The sequence below is a fragment of the Actinoplanes sichuanensis genome (assembly GCF_033097365.1).
In the GTDB taxonomy this organism is placed as follows: Bacteria; Actinomycetota; Actinomycetes; order Mycobacteriales; family Micromonosporaceae; genus Actinoplanes; species Actinoplanes sichuanensis.
The window spans coordinates 5864540-5881716 of record NZ_AP028461.1 but is presented as its reverse complement, the minus strand read 5'-3'; the positions used below and the strand labels follow the sequence as shown (position 1 = coordinate 5881716).

Sequence of the window (17177 nt, the reverse complement as noted above, 5' to 3'; positions counted from 1 at the left end):
AACGTTGTCAGTCCTCGTCGTAGTAGCACTCGTGCGAGCCGCCGACGTGCAGCTTGAGGTTCATGCCGTTGAGGGTGAAGGTGGCCGCGGAGGTGTAGTACGCCTCCTGGCGCAGGCCGTTGATGGTCACCTTCTCGGCCTGCTGACCGAACGAGAGCGGCGCCCCGTGGCTGTCGGCGCCGTCCTGGTCGAGGGTGGAGCCGTCCAGGCCGATCTGGATCTTCTCGAAGGTGGCGTCGCCGCCGAGGGTGGACATGCCGATCAGCAGTTCGTCGGCGTGCACCGGGTGTTCCGGGTCGTCACCTGCCTCGATACGCAGGGTCACCGGGCCGACCGCGACCGACTGGCAGAGGCCCCACAGATCGGCGCTCTGGATGCCGGACATCGCCGCCGGGATCTTCCCGTCCGGGTAGTTCTTCGTGTCGGCGGTCGGCAGTTCGCCGCTGTACTGGGTGAAGCCGTTGCCCACCAGCTTGTCCGCGGACAGTTTGAACTGCTTGCCGGAGACGGTGAAGTTCGCTGCCAGGGCGCCCTCGGCGAGGGCCAGGACGAGTCCGCCCGCGACCACCGTGGGCACGCCCACCGCAACGGCGAACCGGCGCCAGTTGGTGCGCCCGTACGCCGGAGCGCTTTCGCCATCCGCCACGGAACCTCCTCATGGATGGTGGGACCGGCGACTTGCGCAGCGAGGCACATCGATGGTCGCGGTCGTAATGTGCGGGAAATGTTGCCGCTACCGGGCCGCGACTACAAGGGCTTGATTTACCCGTCAGTAACCCAATTCACTAGATCAACATGACTCACCGTGACCTCCGCCACCCATGTGTCCGAAATTTCCGACATTAGGATCGAGGCTGGCGAGTTACCCGTTACCCGGGGTACGCAAGGCCTGGTTTATTGCGGATGGGTAACGAAGTGAATTGGCCGGGAGGAGACTTAGGTCACGGCCCTGACCTGCCGATCGGAGAGGCATGACCGCCCGCGAGGACCGCCGCCGATGAGCGTGCAGCGCCGCCTCAACGTCGGCTTCCTCGCACTCCTCGTACTCTTCACGGTCCTGCTGCTGGTCCAGTTCGGCCTCAGCACGCGGATGCGCAACCAACACGAACACGCGATCGACCGGGCCAACCGGGCCGAGGTCGCCAACGACCAGGTCCTGCAGCGGATGACCGACGCCGAGACCGGGGTGCGCGGCTTCCTGCTCACCGGCGAACCCATCTTCCTCGAGCCGTACGAGAAGGGCTGGACCGCCGCCCTCGTCGCCCTCGACGAGATGGCCCGCACGATCGGCGACGACGACGCCGCACAGCTGCTCGGCCGCGAGCGCGAGGCGGTGCACGCCTGGCTGGACGAGTACGCGGCCCCGATCGTCGCCGCCGGCTCACCCGACCACGACCCCGCCCGGGCCGTCCGCGGCAAGGAGATGTTCGACGAGTTCCGCGAGGTCAACGCAGCCGTCAACGGCGCGGTCGAACGGCAACGCGACCGCGCCCTGTCGGCCGCCGCCTCGACCCGCTACTCGCTCGACCTGGCCGCCACGATCCTGGTCGTCGCCATCATGATCATCGGCGTGTCGGTGGCCCGCACCGGGCGGCGCGAACTGCTCGTCCCGCTCGAACGGCTCGGCATGACCATCCGCCGTCTCGCCGAAGGCGACCGCTCGGCCCGCGCCGAACCGGTCGGGGCGGACGAGTTGCGTACCGTCGTGGAGGCTCTCAACGATCTCGCCGCGCAGACCGAGACCCTTCTCGCCGCCGAGCAGGCCCGCGCCGCGCGGGCCGGCCTCCGGCAGGCCGTCGCCGCCGAGATGCAGGAGATGGCCGACCCGGCCGCCACCGGCCGGCGCATCGCCGAACTGATCGCGGTGGCCGTCGACGCGGCCGCCGTGCACAGCCAGATGGTCCTGCCCGGCACCAGCGCCCTGCACGCCCACTGGCCGGCCGCGGTCGTCGATCCGCCGGCCGACCAGATCGCCGAGGTCCTCGCCGCCAAACCCGGCTACCTGCGGGTCCGCCCCGACGGCGGCATCTGGCTCGGTATCGGCGGCGACACCGACTGCGCGCCCGGATATCTCCGCGTCCACCGTCCCGGCGCACCGGTCTGGGCCGAGGACGAACAGCGCCTGCTCGCCGGTGTGGTCCGCGAGATCGAACGGGCGCTGCGCCAGCTCAGCCTCCAGGACAAGCAGGCCCGCCTGATCACCGAACTGCGGATGCTCGACCAGCGCAAGGACGTCTTCATCCAGACCGTCACCCACGAGCTGCGCACCCCGCTGACCAGCATCCTCGGGTACACCGAGATGATCACCGACGAGGACGGCGGTGCGCTCACCACCCTCCAGCAGCGCGCGCTCAACGCCATCCTGCGCAACGCCCACCGCCTGCACGACACCATCGGCGACCTGATCCTGCTCGACCGGCCGGACCACGGCACGACCTCCCACACCGAGGCCCTCGACCTGGCCGCTCTCGCCCATCTGGTCCGGGCCGAACTCGCCAACGCGGCACGGGCGAAGGGCCTCACCGTCACCTTCGACACCGATGAGGGATGGGTACGCGGGGACCGTACCCAGCTTCAGCGGGCCCTGCGCAAGCTCGTTGAGAACGCCATCAAGTTCACCCCGGACGGCGGCAGTGTCGAGTGCCGGATGACCGCCGACGACCGTTCGGTCGCGGTCGCGGTCACCGACACCGGCATCGGCATCCCGGCCGAGGACGTGCCGGGGCTGTTCACCCCGTTCCACCGGGCCGGGAATGCGATGGACCAGGCCGTCCAGGGTCCCGGCCTGGGTCTGGCGATCGTCCGGGACATCGTCCGCGACCACAACGGCACCATCGCCGTGCAGTCGGTCGTCGGGCGGGGCAGCACGTTCACCCTCACCCTGCCGGCCTGCCCGGCGCCCGCCGAGCCACGGTCACCGGCACACGTCTGAACCGTCGGACGAGACGACGGTCAGCCCGTCCAGGGCGGTGCGGTGCGTGATCAACAGGACGGTACGCTCCCCGGCCGTCGCCAGCAGATCACGCGTCAGGGCCGAGGCCGTGGTCTCGTCCAGGTGCTCGGTGGGCTCGTCGAGGACCAGCACCCGGGCGTCGGTGAGCAGCAGCCGGGCCAGGGCGAGCCGGCGTCGCTGACCGCCGGACAGCGCCATCCCGTGCTCGCCGACGAGCGTCTCCAGACCGTCCGGCAGGGTGTCGACCCAGTCCAGCAGCCGGGCCTCGGCCAGTGCCTCGCGCAGCCGGTCGTCGGTCGCGTCGGTTCTGGCGATCCGCAGGTTGGCGGCGATCGTGGTGTCGAACAGGTAGGCGTCCTCGGGTAGATACCCGACCACCTTCCGTACCCGCTCCGCCGGAATGTCCCGCAGGTCGACGCCGTCCATGGTCACCCGCCCGACCCGTGGATCCAGAAACCGCACGAGCAGCGCGGCGACGGTGCTCTTCCCGGAACCGCTGGGCCCGACGAGAGCGACCCGCCCACCGGCGGGCAGCAAGAGGTCGGCGCCACTGATCGCGGTCCGTCCGTCGACCCACCCGGCGGTGACCCCCTCCACCCGGATCTCCGGAACCCGGCCCCGCTGCCCGTCAAACCCGGCCGGCCGGTCGTCTTGTCCGGCTGGGACGTCGGGAGTGGTCCAGATCTCGGCCAGCCGCTGGAGGGAGGCGCGGGCCGCCGCATAGTGCTGGGCGGCCACCGGCAGCGGCCCGGCGATCTCGAACACCGCCAGGGGAGTCAGCACGACCAGGGCCAGCAGTTCACCCGGCAGATCGCCGGACCGCACCGCGGCGGCCCCCGCGACCAGCCCGGCCAGCACCGACACCCCGGTGGCGAGCGCGGTCACGGCGGCACCCAGCCCGGCGGTCGCGGCCGATCCACGGGCCGCCGCGGTCAGCCGGGCGTCGACCATCGCGAGCCGGTCGAGGCGGTCGCGGGTGGCGCCGTACGCGGTCAGATCGGGCAGACCGTGCAGCAGGTCGACGACACCGGTGCCGAGGTCGGCGCGTAGCGGTGCCAGCCGCCCGTCGGTCCGCCGTGCCGCCGCCCGTTGCAGCAGCGGCACCCCGGCTCCGGCGACCAGCAGCGCCAGCGCCAGCGCCGACCCGGCGGCCGGCACCAGCGTGCCCACCACCAGCACCGACGCGAGCCCGACGACGGCCGCGACCGCGTAGGGCAGCACCACCCGGGTGACCAGGTCGAGGACGGCGTCGACGTCGGAGGCGAGCCGCCGGGCCAGATCCGCTCGCCGGAAGTCGGCGAGACCGGCCGGCGCCAGGCGTTCCAGGCGTTCGAACAGCCGCACCCGCACGTCGGCGAGGATCCGGAACGCGGCATCGTGCCCGAACACCCGCTCCAGATACCGCAGCACACCCCGGCTCAGCCCGCACGCCCGGACCGCGACGATCGCCACCATCAGATGCAGTACCGGTGGATGCAGCGCGGCCCGCGAGATCAGCCACGCCGACACCGCGGTCAGCGTCACCGCGGCCCCGGCCGCCCCGGCCCCGGCGAGCAGCGCCGACGCGAGCCGCCCGGCGGCCGGCCGTAGCAGCCGGAGGGTGTCGGGCCCCCGGGTGGCGGTTCCGACCGCGACGGCGTCCCGGGATCCGCTGCCCGGCAGGTCGGCGTCCGGCGCGGTGGCGGGCGGCGTGGTGTCGCTCATGCCGGCACCAGTGCGTCGGTCAGGTCGATGACGCGGTCGGCGAGGGCGATCAATTCCGGACGGTGAGCCGCGATGATCACGGTGCGCCCGCGAGCCAGGCGGCGGATCGCGTCCATCACCCCGGCGGCGGTTTCGGTGTCGAGGTTGGCGGTCGGCTCGTCCAGCAGCACGATCGGCGCGTCCCGCAGAAAAGCCCGAGCCAGCGCGATCCGCTGCCGTTGCCCGGCGGAGAGTCCGGTCCCGGCATCCCCCAGCACTGTCGCGTAGGCCTCCGGCAACTGCTGGACGAACCCGTCCGCGTCGGCCTTCCGGGCCGCGGCGACGACCTCCGGACCATCGGCATTTCCGGTCAGCGCAATGTTCTCGTACACCGAACAGGCGAACAGATGCGGACGTTGCGGAACCCAGGCGATCCTGCGGCGCCAAGCCGCAAGATCAAGATCCGTCAGCGGTACGCCGCCCGCGCTCACGGTTCCCGCCGAGGGAGTGACGAAGCCCAGCAGTACCGCGAGAGCCGTCGATTTCCCGCAGCCGGACGGCCCGGTCAACGCCACGACCTCACCGGCCCGGATGGTCGCGTCGAGTCGCAGCGCCGCCCCGGCCCGCCCGGGATACCGCACCACGACCCGGTCGAACACGATGTCCCCGGCCCGCGGCGGGACGGTCCCGCCGGTCGGAAGCGGAGTCTCGAGGATCGCGAACACCTCTTCCGCCGCCGCCAGCCCTTCCGCGCTGGCGTGGTAGTTGGCGCCGACCTCACGCAGGGGCCGGTAAGCCTCCGGCGCGAGGATCAGTACGAGCAGCGCGGTGGCCAGGTCGAGGTCCCCGTGCACCAGGCGCAGCCCGATCCCGACCGCGACGAGCGCCACCGACAGCGTGGCCAGCAGTTCCAGGACCAGCGACGACAGGAACGCGGTCCGCAGTGTCCGCATGGTGTGCCGCCGCTGGTCGTCGCTGATCCGTCGGATGATCCCGGCCTGGACCCGCGCCCGCCCGAACAGTTTCAGCGTGGGCAGCCCGGCGACCACGTCGAGGAAGTGGTGGGAGAGTCGGGCCAGCAGCCGGAACTGCCGCCGGTTCCGCGCCTCGGTGTGCCTCCCGACGAGCACCATGAACAGCGGGATCAGCGGCAACGTGACCGCGATGGTGACGGTGGCGATCAGGTCGGCGGGCAGCAGCCGGACCAACAGCAGTCCCGGGACCAGCACCGCCAGTACGAGCTGTGGCAGATACCGCGCGAAGTAGGCGTCCAGCGCGTCGAGCCCGTCCCCGGCGAGCGTCGCGATCTCCCCGCTCGACGGCACGCCGGCCGGCCCCCGCGCGGCGACGTGGGCGAGCAGCCGGCGGCGGAGTTGGCTCTTGACGGCGGCGGCGGCCCGGGCCGAGGTCACCTCCTGCGCCCAGGCCACCGCGGACCGGGCGACCACGACGAGTGCCAGCGCCGCCGGCGTCGGCATGCCCGCGGCCCGGCTTTCGGTGATCGCGGCGCCGTCCAGGAACACCGCCGTGATCGCCGCCGCGAGCAGGGTGGCCTGAGCGACCAGCAACCCGGCGTGGACGACCCCGAGCACGACGGTCGCGGCCAGGTAGGCCCGGGTGGCCCGGGCGTATCCGAGCAGGCGGGGGTCCAGGGGCTTCATCGACGTCCTTCCGGGGGACAAGCCGTTTACACGCGAACAGTCGGGGAATCCGGCCCACCACCTCGCCTGCGGTGATGGGCGCCGCAGGCGAGGACCGGGGATCAGCCGGGGATGTCGCTCAGCTTGAGCCGCTTGCGGAAGACCCAGTAGGTCCAGCCCTGGTACAGCAGCACGATCGGGGTGAACGCGGCGGCCACCCACGTCATGACAGTCAAGGTGTACGGCGTCGATGACGCGTTGGTGACGGTCAGGCTGTAGGCCCCGTCGATCGTCGACGGCATGACGTCCGGGAACAGCGTGACGAACAGTGCGGCGACGGCGAGCACGATGGTCGCTCCGGTCGATGCGAACGCCCAGCCCTCACGTCGTGCCCTGGTCAGCACCACCGAGCCGACCAGGGTCAGCGCGGCCGACACGGACAGTGCGATCCCGAAACCGTCCAGGTTGTCGATGCCGGTCCAGATCAGGAACGCGGCGGCGACCGGGACGGCGACGAGGGACAGACGCTCGGCGAGCCGGCCGGCTTCCGTACGCATCGGGCCGTCGGTCTTCAAAGCGAGGAAGACCGCGCCGTGCAGGGTGAAGAGCGCGAGTGTGGTCAGGCCGCCGAGCAGCGCATACGGGTTGAGCAGGTTGACGAATCCACCCACGTATTCGTGCGACGAGTCGATGGGCACCCCGCGCAGGATGTTGGCGAAGGCGACGCCCCAGAGGATCGCCGGGATCAGGCTGCCCCAGAAGATCGCCAGGTCCCAGCCGCGTTTCCAGGCCGCCGACGGGCGTTTGCCGCGATATTCGAAGGCGAGCCCGCGGACGATCAGCGCGACCAGGATGAGTAGCAGCGGCAGGAAGAAACCGGAGAACAGGGTGGCGTACCACTCGGGGAACGCCGCGAAGGTGGCCCCACCGGCGACCAGCACCCACACCTCGTTGGCGTCCCAGACCGGTCCGATGGTGTTGATCGCGAGGCGGCGGGACCGGTCGTCGCGGCCGAGGACCGGCAGCAGGATGCCGACGCCGAAGTCGAAGCCCTCCAGCAGGAAGTACCCGGCCCAGAGGACGCCGATCAGAATGAACCAGACAGTGGTGAGTTCCATGGCTCCTCAGTAGGCGAACGCGAGAGGTTTGTCGGCTTCATCGGTTTCCGGAGCGATCACAGGCGCCCCGGCAGACGCATATTTAAGGAAGAGTCCGATCTCGATGACCGCGAGGATGCCGTAGAGGACGGTCAGAACGATCAATCCGGTCGCCGCCTCGCCGGTGGAGACCGAGGGCGACCCGGATTCGGCCGTCTTGAACAGGCCGAACACCGTCCACGGCTGCCGCCCCATCTCGGTGAAGATCCACCCGAACGAGTTGGACAGCAGTGGCATCGCCACCGTGCCGACCGCCGCGATCCACAGCCATCGCGATCGTGGGCTGCGCGTGCCGCGGGTGAACCACAGCGCCGCGGCCGCGATCACCATGGCCAGTGCCCCGAAGCCGATCATCAGCCGGAACGACCAGTAGGTGACCGGCACGTTCGGCACGTAGTCACCCTCGCCGTACTCCTGCTGATATGACGCCTGGAGATCGTTGATGCCCTCGACCTCGCCGCTGGGGGAACCGGTCGCCATGAAGGACAGCAGCGACGGGATCCGGACCGAGTAGAGCTCCTCGGATCCGTCGAGGGACCCGACCGTGAAGATCGAGAACGAGGCCGACGAGGTGTTCTCGTAGAGCGCCTCGGCGGCCGCCATCTTCATCGGCTGCTGCTCGGTCATCACCCGGGCCTGCAGGTCACCGGTGATCAGCACGCCGAGCCCGGCGATCAGCACCACCCACGCGCCCAGCCGTAGCGACGGCCGGAACACGTCGTCCTGATTGCCGCGCCGCAGATGCCAGGCGCTGACCGCGAGCAGCAGCGCCCCCGCGGTGAGGAAACAGGCGGTGATGGTGTGCGGGAACGTGACGAGTGTCGTCGAGTTGGTGAGCACCGCCCCGATGCTGGTCAGCTCGGCCCGCCCGTCGCCCATGGTCCAGCCGACCGGGTGCTGCATCCACGAGTTCGCGGCCAGGATGAAGTAGGCCGACATCATCGTGCCGATCGACGCGATCCAGATGGTGGCCAGATGCACGCGCTTGGGCAGCCGGTCCCAGCCGAAGATCCACAGGCCGAGGAACGTCGACTCCAGGAAGAACGCGAGCAGCCCCTCGATGGCGAGCGGCGCGCCGAAGATGTCGCCCACGAAGCGTGAGTAGGCCGACCAGTTCATGCCGAACTGGAACTCCTGCACGATGCCGGTCACGACACCGATCGCGAAGTTGATCAGGAAGAGCTTCCCCCAGAACCTGGTGGCCCGCAGGTACGTCTCTTTCCCGGTGCGCACCCACGCGGTCTGTAGCCCGGCCACCAGGGCCGAGAGCCCGATCGTTATCGGAACGAAGATGAAGTGGTACACGGTGGTGATTCCGAATTGCCACCGCGAAAGATCGAGCGCGTCCACCAGCGTCCTTTCTCCGACGTCGATGCCCACTCTTGACCAGGCACTTCACGGGTGATCAGGGCCAAAAGTCCCGATCGATGGGAGCAGGCGGCAGGTTCGGCGAAGCCCCGGAAGATCGCTGAGAACGGAAACATGAGACGCGTAGCGTGATTTCGTGGATCTGCACACCGTCACCGAAGTGATCAGCCCTGCCCAGCCCGGTCAGTGGCGGCCCGGCGACGCCTGGATGGGCGGGGGTACCGCCCTTCTCGGCGAACCCCGCCCGCACGTGACCCGGCTCCTCGACCTGGCCGCCGCCGGCTGGCCGCCTCTCACTGTCCGTGACGACGGTGTCGAGATCGCGGCCACCTGCACCATCGCCGAACTCGCCGACCGGCTCGGCCGGCACGGGATCGTGCTGCAGTGCTGCCACGCGTTCCTGGCGTCGTTCAAGATCTGGAACGTGGCCACGGTCGGCGGCAACCTCTGCGCGGCACTCCCGGCCGGGCCGATGATCTCGCTGAGCGTCGCGCTCGACGGGACTTGTGTGCTGGTCGGGCCGGACGGCGGGGAACGCCGGGTGCCGGCGGCCGACTTCGTGACCGGTGCGGGGAGCACCGTGTTGCGTGACGGTGAGTTCCTGCGGGCGATCCACCTTCCCTCCGGTCCGCTGGGCGCGCGTACGGCGTACCGCAGAGGGTCTCTGCATCGGCATGGCCGATCGGCCGTCCTGCTGATCGGCCGGGCCGACCCCGACGGCGCTGTGTCGCTGACGGTGACCGCCGCGACCCGCCGGCCCTACGTCTTCCGTTTCCCCTCGCCGCCGTCGGCGGCGGAGGTCGAGGCGGCGCTCGACACCATCCCGGACGCCGACTACGTCGACGACGTGCACGGACGCCCGGTCTGGCGGCGGCATCTGACCCGCCACCACGCGCGTTCCATCCGGGCTGAGCTCGTGTCCTGACGTTCGAGCCCCGACCAGGTACTTCCGGCTGCACCCGGCGGCCGGCAGGAAGGCAAGACAGATGACCATCGAGATCAACGGAACACCGCACGACCGCACCCCACGTCCCGGCCAGTGCCTGCGCACCTACCTGCGCGAGGAGGGCTGCTTCGGGGTCAAGAAGGGCTGCGACGCCGGCGACTGCGGAGCGTGCACCGTCCACGTCGACGGCAGACCGGTGCATGCCTGCGTCTACCCGGCCTTCCGGGCGCAGGGACACAGCGTGACGACGATCGAGGGTCTCGCCGACCCCGCGGGCCTGCATCCGATGCAGCAGAACTTCCTCGACGCGCAAGGTTTCCAGTGCGGCTTCTGCACCGCCGGCATGATCATGACGGCCGCGGCCCTCACCGAGGAGCAGCGCGCCGACCTGCCGCGATCCCTCAAGGGCAACCTCTGCAGATGTACGGGCTATCGCGCCATCACCGACGCGGTCAACGGCAGACCGTCGGCCGTATGCCCGGCAGCGGGCGCCGCCGTCGGATCGAACCTCGGCGCCCCCGCCGGACCACAGGTGGTCACCGGAACCGCCCGCTACACGTTCGACCTGGACGTCCCGGGGATGCTGCATCTCAAGGTGCTGCGCTCACCGCACGCACACGCCCGGATCCTGTCCATCGACACGTCCGACGCGCTCGCCGTGCCCGGCGTGGAGGCCGTCCTCACCCACAAGGACGCCCCCGACCGGCTGTTCTCCACCGCCCAGCACGAGAACGAGGCCGAGGACCCGTACGACACCCGCGTCCTCGACGAGATCGTCCGGTTCATCGGCCAGCGGGTCGCCGCCGTCGTCGCCACCTCGGAGGCCGCCGCCGAGGAGGGGGTCCGCCGGCTGCGGGTCGACTACGAGGTGCTGCCCGCGGTGATCGACCCGGCGCTCGCGATGGAACCCGGCGCCCCGCTCGTGCACGCCGACAAGGGGATCGCCGAGGGCATCATCCGGGCCGACGCCAACGTGGTGGGGGAGTTGCACGCCGGGATCGGTGACGTGGAGGCCGGGTTCGCCGCCGCCGACGCGGTCTACGAGGCGACCTTCCGCACTCCGCGCGTGCAGCACGCCAGCCTGGAGACGCACGGCGCGGTCGGCTGGCTCGACGACGACGATCGTCTGGTCATCAGGTCCAGCACGCAGACCCCGTTCCTGACCCGGCGGGCCGTGTCCCGGCTGTTCGGGCTCGCCCAGGACCGGGTCCGGGTGGTCGCCGGACGGGTCGGCGGCGGGTTCGGCGGCAAGCAGGAGATGCTGGTCGAGGACCTGGTCGCGATGGCCGTGCTGCGCACCGGGCGGCCGGTCAAGTGGGAGTACACCCGATCCGAGCAGTTCACCGCGGCGACGACCCGGCACCCGTTCGTCATCACGGTCAAGGCGGGCGCCCGGGCCGACGGCACGATCACCGCGCTGCAGTTGAACGTACTGGTCAACACGGGTGCCTATGGCAATCACGGTCCGTCGGTCATGCACCACGGCTGTCATGAGACGGTCGCCGTCTACAAATGCGCGAACATCCGTACCGACGCCGTCACCGTCTACACCAACACCGTGCCCGCCGGGGCGTTCCGTGGCTACGGCCTCGGCCAGGTCACCTTCGCCGTCGAGCAGGTCCTCGACGAACTCGCCCGCATGATCGACATGGACCCGGTCACGTTCCGGGAGATCAACGTGGTCCGCCCCGGCGACGACCTCACCGCACCCGGCGGGCACGTCCCCGATCTCGGGATCGCCAGTTACGGCCTCGATCAGTGCCTCGACCGGATGCGCGCGGCCGCTGCCACCGTCGACGAGGCGCCGGACGGCTGGCTCGTCGGCGAGGGCATGGCCATCGCCATGATCGCGGCCGGCCCACCCGGCGGCCACTTCGCCGACGCCACCGTCACCCTGCTCGCCGACGGTCGCTACGAACTGGCCGTCGGCACCGCCGAATTCGGCAACGGCAGCACCACCGTGCACGCCCAGATCGTCGCCGACGAGCTTCGCACCACCCCCGACCGGGTGATCATCAGGCAGTCCGACACCGACGTGGTCCGGCACGACACCGGCGCCTTCGCCTCCACCGGCGTCGTCGTCGCCGGCCAGGCGGTCCTCCGCGCCGCCCGGGCCCTGCGCGCGCGCATCCTCGTCGCCGCCGGCCGCTCACCGTCCGACGTCGGCCACCTCACCGGCCTCTCCCTGGCCGGGCTCGGGCCCCTCACCGAGAGCGGACATTTCGACGGTACGCCGCGGTCGGTCGCCTTCAACGCCCAGTGGTTCCGGGTGGCCGTCGACCCGGACACCGGTGAGCTGCGGATCCTGCGTTCCGTGCACAGCGCGGACGCCGGCACCGTGATGAACCCGCTCCAGCTCCGTGGCCAGATCGAAGGCGGCGTGGCCCAGGCCATCGGCGCGACTCTCGCCGAACACGTCGACGTCGACCCGTCCGGTCGGGTCACCACGGACACGTTCCGGCAGTACCACCTGCCCACGTTCGCCGACGTCCCGGTCACCGAGGTCCACTTCGCGCGGACCACCGACACGATCGGGCCGCTCGGCGCCAAGTCGATGAGCGAGTCGCCGTACAACCCGGTGTCGCCGGCCCTGGGAAACGCCCTCCGGGACGCCCTCGGTGTCCGCCTGACCGAGCTGCCCTACACCGCCGACCGCATCTGGCAGGCCCTGCAACCCTGACGCGGTGACCTGCGGTTTGTTCCGAGCCGCAGGTCACCCCGGGCTCAGCCTCGCGCGGTCATGTCGCCGGTGGTGGGGGTGCCCTCGGCGAGGGCGTAGCGCAGCAGCACCGAACCCTTCGGCGTGGTGAACGGCGGCTCGACCAGCGTCAGGTTGGCCGGCACCGCGCCGCCGTCGAACACCTTCTTGCCGGTGCCCAGCACGACCGGGTGCAACCACAGGTTGAGCCGGTCGAACAGCCGGTCCCGCAGCAGGCTCTGCACCAGGTCGAGGCTGCCGATCACGTGGATGTTGTCGTGCCGGTCCCGGATCTCGTGCACGGCCGCCACCAGGTCCGGGCCGAGCAGCGTGGAACCCGCCCACTCCAGGTCCGGCTTGCCGCGCGAGGCGACGTACTTCGGCACGCGGTTGAACAGGGCCGCGATCCCGCCGTCGAGACCGTCCTCCGGCTGGTGCGGCCAGTGCCCGGCGAAGATGTCGTAGGTCTTGCGGCCCAGCAGGAGCGCGTCCAGCCCCTGCATCCCGGCCGCCACCTGCTCCCCGCCGGACTGCTCGAACAGCGGCGCCTGCCAGCCCCCGAACGGGAAGCCACCCTCCGGATCCTCGTCCGGCCCGCCGGGCGCCTGCCCCACCAGGTCGAGCGTCGCGAACAGGTCGATGTGAATCGTGCCCACGGTGTCCTCCAGCCGTTTCGTCGTCATCGGTCACCCATGCAGACCGCCCCCACCCGGCAAACTAATCGCCCACCTCGGCTTCCTACGGCAGGCGGCGGCTTTGTTGACTGTGTTGCGGTTCGGGGGGAAGGGACTACATTGCGGCTAAGGTGATCGATGAATCTGGATGGCTGTCATGTTCGAACAGTTCACGATCGTTACTGATCCGGTCGGCGGCTCGGTCGGGCTGTCGGCGATCTTCGCCTCGCTTTCTCTGGTCACGCTGTTCGTGCTGCTCGGTGTGCTCCGGATGCGGGCCTGGCCGGCCGGTCTGATCTCGCTCGGTGTGGCACTCGTCGTCGCGGTCGCCGTCTACTCGATGCCGCTCGGGCAGGCGCTGCTCTCCGCCAGTGAAGGGGCGGCGTTCGGGTTCTTCCCGATTCTGTGGATCGTGATCAATGCCATCTGGGTGTACAACCTGACCGTCGTGAGTGGGCATTTCGATGTCCTCCGGCGGTCGATGGAACGGGTCAGTCCGGACATGCGGATCCAGGCGATCATCGTGGCGTTCTGTTTCGGGGCGCTGCTGGAGGCGCTGGCCGGATTCGGGACTCCGGTCGCGGTCACCGTGGTGATGTTGATGGCGCTCGGGTTCCGACCGTTGCGGGCGGCGGCGGTGGCGTTGATCGCGAATACGGCTCCGGTCGCCTACGGGGCGCTGGCCACGCCGATCGTCACTCTCGGGACGGTCACGTCGGGGGCGGTCGCTGATCCTCGGCTCAACACCGACACGCTGGGTGCGATGGTCGGCCGGCAGACTCCGATCCTGGCCGTGGTCGTACCGCTGGTGCTGGTGGCCGTGGTGGATGGGCGCCGGGGTGTCCGGCAGACGTGGCCGGTCGCGGTGGTCGCCGGTTTGACGTTCGGGGTCGGGCAGTTCGTGGCGTCGAACTATGTGTCGGTTCCGCTCACCGACATCATCGCCGCTCTGGTCTCGGCGGCCGCGGTGGTGCTGCTGCTGAGGGTGTGGCGTCCGGTCGAATCACCCGATCTGCACACGGAGGCCGCGCCGGGGGAGCCGACGGCCGAAGCCGAGGACAGATCGGCGGCCGCGGAAACGGTCGGCGGTCGCGCGGTTCGGGTGGGGGCCCGAGGAGTGCGGCGGGATCCGCCCGCGGAGGTGCTGCGCGCTTATGCGCCGTACCTCATCATCATTGCGATCTTCTCCGTGGCGAATCTGGCGCCGGTCAAGAAAGCGCTGGCCGGGGAGCCGTGGACGGTGGTCTTCGGCTGGCCGGGGCTGGATGTGCTGGGGGCGAACGGTAAGCCGCTGTCGTCGGTGAATTTCACGTTCGGGTGGCTTCCGGCGGCGGGGACGTTGATGATTCTGGCCGGGATTCTGACCGCGCTGGTGTTGCGGGTCCGGCCGGGGGCGGCTTTGCGGGCCTATGGGCGTACCTATGTGGAGCTGCGGCACGCGATCGTGACGGTGATGGCGGTGCTGGCGTTGGCGTATGTGCTGAATCAGTCGGGTCAGACGGCGACGCTCGGTGCGTTCTTCGCGGCGGCCGGTGGGGTGTTCGTGTTCCTGTCGTCGATTCTGGGGTGGATCGGGGTGGCCGTGACCGGTTCCGACACCTCGTCGAATGCGCTGTTCGGGGCGTTGCAGGTGCAGACGGCGGTGAATACCGGGCTGGATCCGGTGCTGCTCGCGGCGGCGAATTCGTCGGGTGGCGTTCTGGGCAAGATGATTTCGCCGCAGAATCTGGCGATCGCGGCTTCGGCCGTCGGGATGGCGGGCCGGGAGGGTGACATCTTCCGGCGGGTGGTCGGCTGGAGTCTGGTGTTGCTGCTGTTCATGTGTGTGCTGGTGACTCTCCAGGCGACGCCGGTGCTGGAATGGATGGTGCCGAGGTAGTGGCATAGCGGCCGGGGCTGATGCCGAGAATCCGTTTGAAATGTCGGTTGAGGTGCGGCTGGTCGTGGAATCCGCTGTCGACGGCGACGGCGTGTAACGGCTGTCCGGTGAGGATGAGCCGGCGGGCGGTGTCGACGCGGCGGGAGATCAGGTATTGGTGTGGAGCCATGCCGAATTCGCGGCGGAACGAGCGGACCAGATGCGCCGGGTCGAAATGCAGAATGGCGGCGGCGGTCGCGAGGGGCAGTCCGTCGATGATGTGTTCTTCGAGCAGGTCGCGCAGGGCGTGTGCGGCGACGCGGCCGTCCGGCCGCGGCTCGGGCGGCGCGCCGAGGTGGGTGCGGAGCCGGGCGACGGCGACGGCGAGCAGGTCCTCGGCGGCGGAGACCTCGCCGGGGGTACGGATGAGCCGGTGCACCCGGGAGATGGCGTGATGCAGGGCGCGGTCGGTGATGGCCGGGGTGTCGACGGTGGCGCCGATGAGGTGGGCCGGGAGTCGGTCGTGTTCGAGGTAGAGGACGCGTTTGCGGAAGCCGCCGGGTCGGGCGGAGGTGCCGTTGTGGGGCACGTGCGGGGGTAGCACGGTGATCAGGTCGCCGTAGGCGCCGCGCTGGTGGCGGTCGAGGTCGTAGCGGACGGCACCGTCGTCGACGAGCAGCACGGCCCAGGTGTCGTGGGCGTGCATGGGGTAGGCGTGTTCGTCGAAGTGTGCGTGCAGCACTTCGACGACGCCGTCCAGTGGTGGCCGCCAGGCTTCGAGCCGGTGCACGTCAAAATCGTACAAGACCTGGTGGGGGCGTTGTCGTGACGATGTGACGCATGAGGTTCGACAACAAGATCGCTGTGGTGCTGCGGGACGACCTGTTGACGTGGCAGCGGCTGAACGTGACCGCCTTTCTGGTGTCCGGGCTGGGTTCGGTGGTGCCGGAGGTGGTCGGTGAGCCGTACGTCGACGGTGGCGGGGTGGAGTACCTGCCGATGTTCCGGCAGCCGGTGATGGTGTTCGAGGGTGGTAAGGAGTTGTTGTCGGCGGCGCACGGTCGGGCGTTGGGGCGGGTGCGGATGGCGGTGTTCACGTCGGATCTGTTCGCGACCGGGCACGATGCGGCGAACCGGGCGGCGGTGCGTGCGGTGTCGACCGCTGATCTGGATCTGGTGGGGATCGCCGTGTTCGGGCCGCGCAACGTGGTGGACAGGGTGGTCAAGGGCGCGTCGATGCACCCATGAGGTAGGTGGTGGTCTCCGCCTCCGGTCGCCGTGGTGTGGCCGGGGGCGGTTCGTCGTGTGTCGGGTAGCCGCAGCGGATGACGAGGTAGGGGTGGCAGGGTTCGCCGATGAGGGTGGCGAGCAGGCCGCGGGGCCAGGGTGCCTCGACGGCTTCGCTCATCGGTGAGCAGGCGATGCCGTGGACGGTGGCGGTGAGTAGCAGGGCGGAGAGGGCCTCGCCGGCACGGAGCCAGTCGGTGGGGGTGTCGCCGGGGCCGTGCAGGACGAGGTAGCGGGCGCCGATGTCGCCGTCGCCGGTGGCCGGGCCGTGCAGGGCGCGCATGGGTACCGGGCGCCGTCCTCCGGCTGAGCCCGCGCCGGTGGCCCAGTGGGCGACTTCGGCGGTGTGGCCGGGTCGGTGGGCTGCGTCGGAGGCGGCTCGGGCGGTGGTCGCCGCGAGGAGGGGGATCTCGTCTCGGCGTACCAGATGGGTGTGCAGTCCCTGGGTTTCGGCGGCGCGGCGCAGGTGGGTGATGGTCTCGTCGCTGGGGGTCTGGGCGCTGAAGGGCCGCCGGTCGGTGTGCCGCCGGGTGATGGCGGCGGCGAGGTCGGTGTCGCGCTGGGTGGCGGGGTTGGCGATGACCAGGCGGGCGACGGGGTCGGTGCCGTGTTCGACCTCGACGTCCCAGCCGAGGGCGTGGACGGCGATGGTGGCGTGGTGCAGGGCGGCGCCGCAACTGAGCAGGATGAGGTGCTGTTGCGGGTCGACGTGGGGTAGCCGGCGGGTGGGGTCGGTGCGGAGTTCCGCGGTGTGCCGTCCGATCCGCCATGACCAGGGTTGGGTGTTGAGGATCGAGGGGGCGTGCCGGGCCAGGCGGGCCGCGTGCGCGAGAACTGCCGTCCGGGTGGTCATGGGTCTCAGCGTGGGCCGGTTGGGGCGGACCGGGCAGGGTCGGAGGTCCTCAATCGGGGT

Annotated in this window: 13 protein-coding genes; 5 read left to right on the top strand and 8 right to left on the bottom strand. The window is 70.4% G+C overall.

The genetic code is table 11. The features are described 5' to 3' along the window. Positions 1–7 precede the first annotated feature (7 nt). Positions 8–646, bottom strand: coding sequence for a DUF6230 family protein (locus tag Q0Z83_RS27130; protein WP_317796827.1), 639 nt, complete (start codon positions 644–646; stop codon positions 8–10). A gap of 351 nt (positions 647–997) precedes the next feature. Here Q0Z83_RS27130 and Q0Z83_RS27125 point away from each other — a divergent pair, with 351 nt between their 5' ends. After that, positions 998–2932, top strand: a complete 1935-nt coding sequence (locus Q0Z83_RS27125; protein ID WP_317796826.1) for an ATP-binding protein — start codon at positions 998–1000, stop codon at positions 2930–2932. On the opposite strand, the gene cydC is transcribed toward Q0Z83_RS27125, so the two are convergent. The 4 genes from cydC to Q0Z83_RS27105 form a co-directional block, all read right to left on the bottom strand. Next, positions 2915–4657: a thiol reductant ABC exporter subunit CydC gene (cydC, locus tag Q0Z83_RS27120; protein WP_317796825.1), complete on the bottom strand. Its 1743-nt coding sequence runs from the start codon at positions 4655–4657 to the stop codon at positions 2915–2917. The genes Q0Z83_RS27125 and cydC overlap by 18 nt on opposite strands. Continuing rightward, on the bottom strand, positions 4654–6297 hold the full coding sequence (gene cydD, locus Q0Z83_RS27115) for a thiol reductant ABC exporter subunit CydD (RefSeq protein ID WP_317796824.1): 1644 nt from the start codon (positions 6295–6297) through the stop codon (positions 4654–4656). Before cydD ends, cydC begins: the two co-directional genes overlap by 4 nt. A 101-nt stretch (positions 6298–6398) precedes the next feature. After that, positions 6399–7394: a cytochrome d ubiquinol oxidase subunit II gene (cydB, locus tag Q0Z83_RS27110; protein ID WP_317796823.1), complete on the bottom strand. Its 996-nt coding sequence runs from the start codon at positions 7392–7394 to the stop codon at positions 6399–6401. 6 nt (positions 7395–7400) lie between these two features. Further along, on the bottom strand, positions 7401–8783 hold the full coding sequence (locus Q0Z83_RS27105; RefSeq protein WP_317797138.1) for a cytochrome ubiquinol oxidase subunit I: 1383 nt from the start codon (positions 8781–8783) through the stop codon (positions 7401–7403). A gap of 154 nt (positions 8784–8937) precedes the next feature. Between Q0Z83_RS27105 and Q0Z83_RS27100 the strand changes: the two genes are divergently transcribed. After that, positions 8938–9726, top strand: coding sequence for an FAD binding domain-containing protein (locus Q0Z83_RS27100; protein ID WP_317796822.1), 789 nt, complete (start codon positions 8938–8940; stop codon positions 9724–9726). 61 nt (positions 9727–9787) lie between these two features. Next, positions 9788–12427, top strand: a complete 2640-nt coding sequence (locus Q0Z83_RS27095) for a molybdopterin-dependent oxidoreductase (RefSeq protein WP_317796821.1) — start codon at positions 9788–9790, stop codon at positions 12425–12427. A 44-nt stretch (positions 12428–12471) separates the two neighbouring features. Here the strand turns inward: Q0Z83_RS27095 and Q0Z83_RS27090 are convergent, their stop codons facing one another. Continuing rightward, positions 12472–13128, bottom strand: a complete 657-nt coding sequence (locus tag Q0Z83_RS27090) for a dihydrofolate reductase family protein (RefSeq protein WP_317796820.1) — start codon at positions 13126–13128, stop codon at positions 12472–12474. A gap of 139 nt (positions 13129–13267) precedes the next feature. Here Q0Z83_RS27090 and Q0Z83_RS27085 point away from each other — a divergent pair, with 139 nt between their 5' ends. After that, complete coding sequence (locus tag Q0Z83_RS27085) at positions 13268–14998, top strand: L-lactate permease (protein WP_317796819.1); 1731 nt, start codon at positions 13268–13270, stop codon at positions 14996–14998. Here Q0Z83_RS27085 and Q0Z83_RS27080 read toward each other — a convergent pair. After that, positions 14937–15767 (bottom strand): helix-turn-helix transcriptional regulator, encoded by an 831-nt coding sequence (locus tag Q0Z83_RS27080; protein WP_317796818.1) that lies wholly within the window; start codon positions 15765–15767, stop codon positions 14937–14939. The two genes, Q0Z83_RS27085 and Q0Z83_RS27080, sit on opposite strands and share 62 nt — an antisense overlap. A gap of 50 nt (positions 15768–15817) precedes the next feature. Between Q0Z83_RS27080 and Q0Z83_RS27075 the strand changes: the two genes are divergently transcribed. Beyond that, complete coding sequence (locus Q0Z83_RS27075; protein ID WP_317796817.1) at positions 15818–16225, top strand: DUF2000 domain-containing protein; 408 nt, start codon at positions 15818–15820, stop codon at positions 16223–16225. Here Q0Z83_RS27075 and Q0Z83_RS27070 read toward each other — a convergent pair. Beyond that, entirely contained in the window at positions 16200–17117 is a 918-nt protein-coding gene (locus Q0Z83_RS27070; RefSeq protein WP_317796816.1) for an Acg family FMN-binding oxidoreductase, read from the bottom strand. The genes Q0Z83_RS27075 and Q0Z83_RS27070 overlap by 26 nt on opposite strands. Positions 17118–17177: the final 60 nt, after the last annotated feature.

Bases quoted from the DNA above. Each gene is read 5' to 3' on its own strand.
- Q0Z83_RS27125 (WP_317796826.1), top strand. From the start codon at position 998: ATGAGCGTGCAGCGCCGCCTCAACGTCGGCTTCCTCGCACTCCTCGTA.
- cydC (WP_317796825.1), bottom strand. From the start codon at position 4,657: ATGAGCGACACCACGCCGCCCGCCACCGCGCCGGACGCCGACCTGCCG.
- cydD (WP_317796824.1), bottom strand. From the start codon at position 6,297: ATGAAGCCCCTGGACCCCCGCCTGCTCGGATACGCCCGGGCCACCCGG.
- cydB (WP_317796823.1), bottom strand. From the start codon at position 7,394: ATGGAACTCACCACTGTCTGGTTCATTCTGATCGGCGTCCTCTGGGCC.
- Q0Z83_RS27095 (WP_317796821.1), top strand. From the start codon at position 9,788: ATGACCATCGAGATCAACGGAACACCGCACGACCGCACCCCACGTCCC.
- Q0Z83_RS27090 (WP_317796820.1), bottom strand. From the start codon at position 13,128: ATGACGACGAAACGGCTGGAGGACACCGTGGGCACGATTCACATCGAC.
- Q0Z83_RS27085 (WP_317796819.1), top strand. From the start codon at position 13,268: ATGGCTGTCATGTTCGAACAGTTCACGATCGTTACTGATCCGGTCGGC.
- Q0Z83_RS27075 (WP_317796817.1), top strand. From the start codon at position 15,818: ATGAGGTTCGACAACAAGATCGCTGTGGTGCTGCGGGACGACCTGTTG.
- Q0Z83_RS27070 (WP_317796816.1), bottom strand. From the start codon at position 17,117: ATGACCACCCGGACGGCAGTTCTCGCGCACGCGGCCCGCCTGGCCCGG.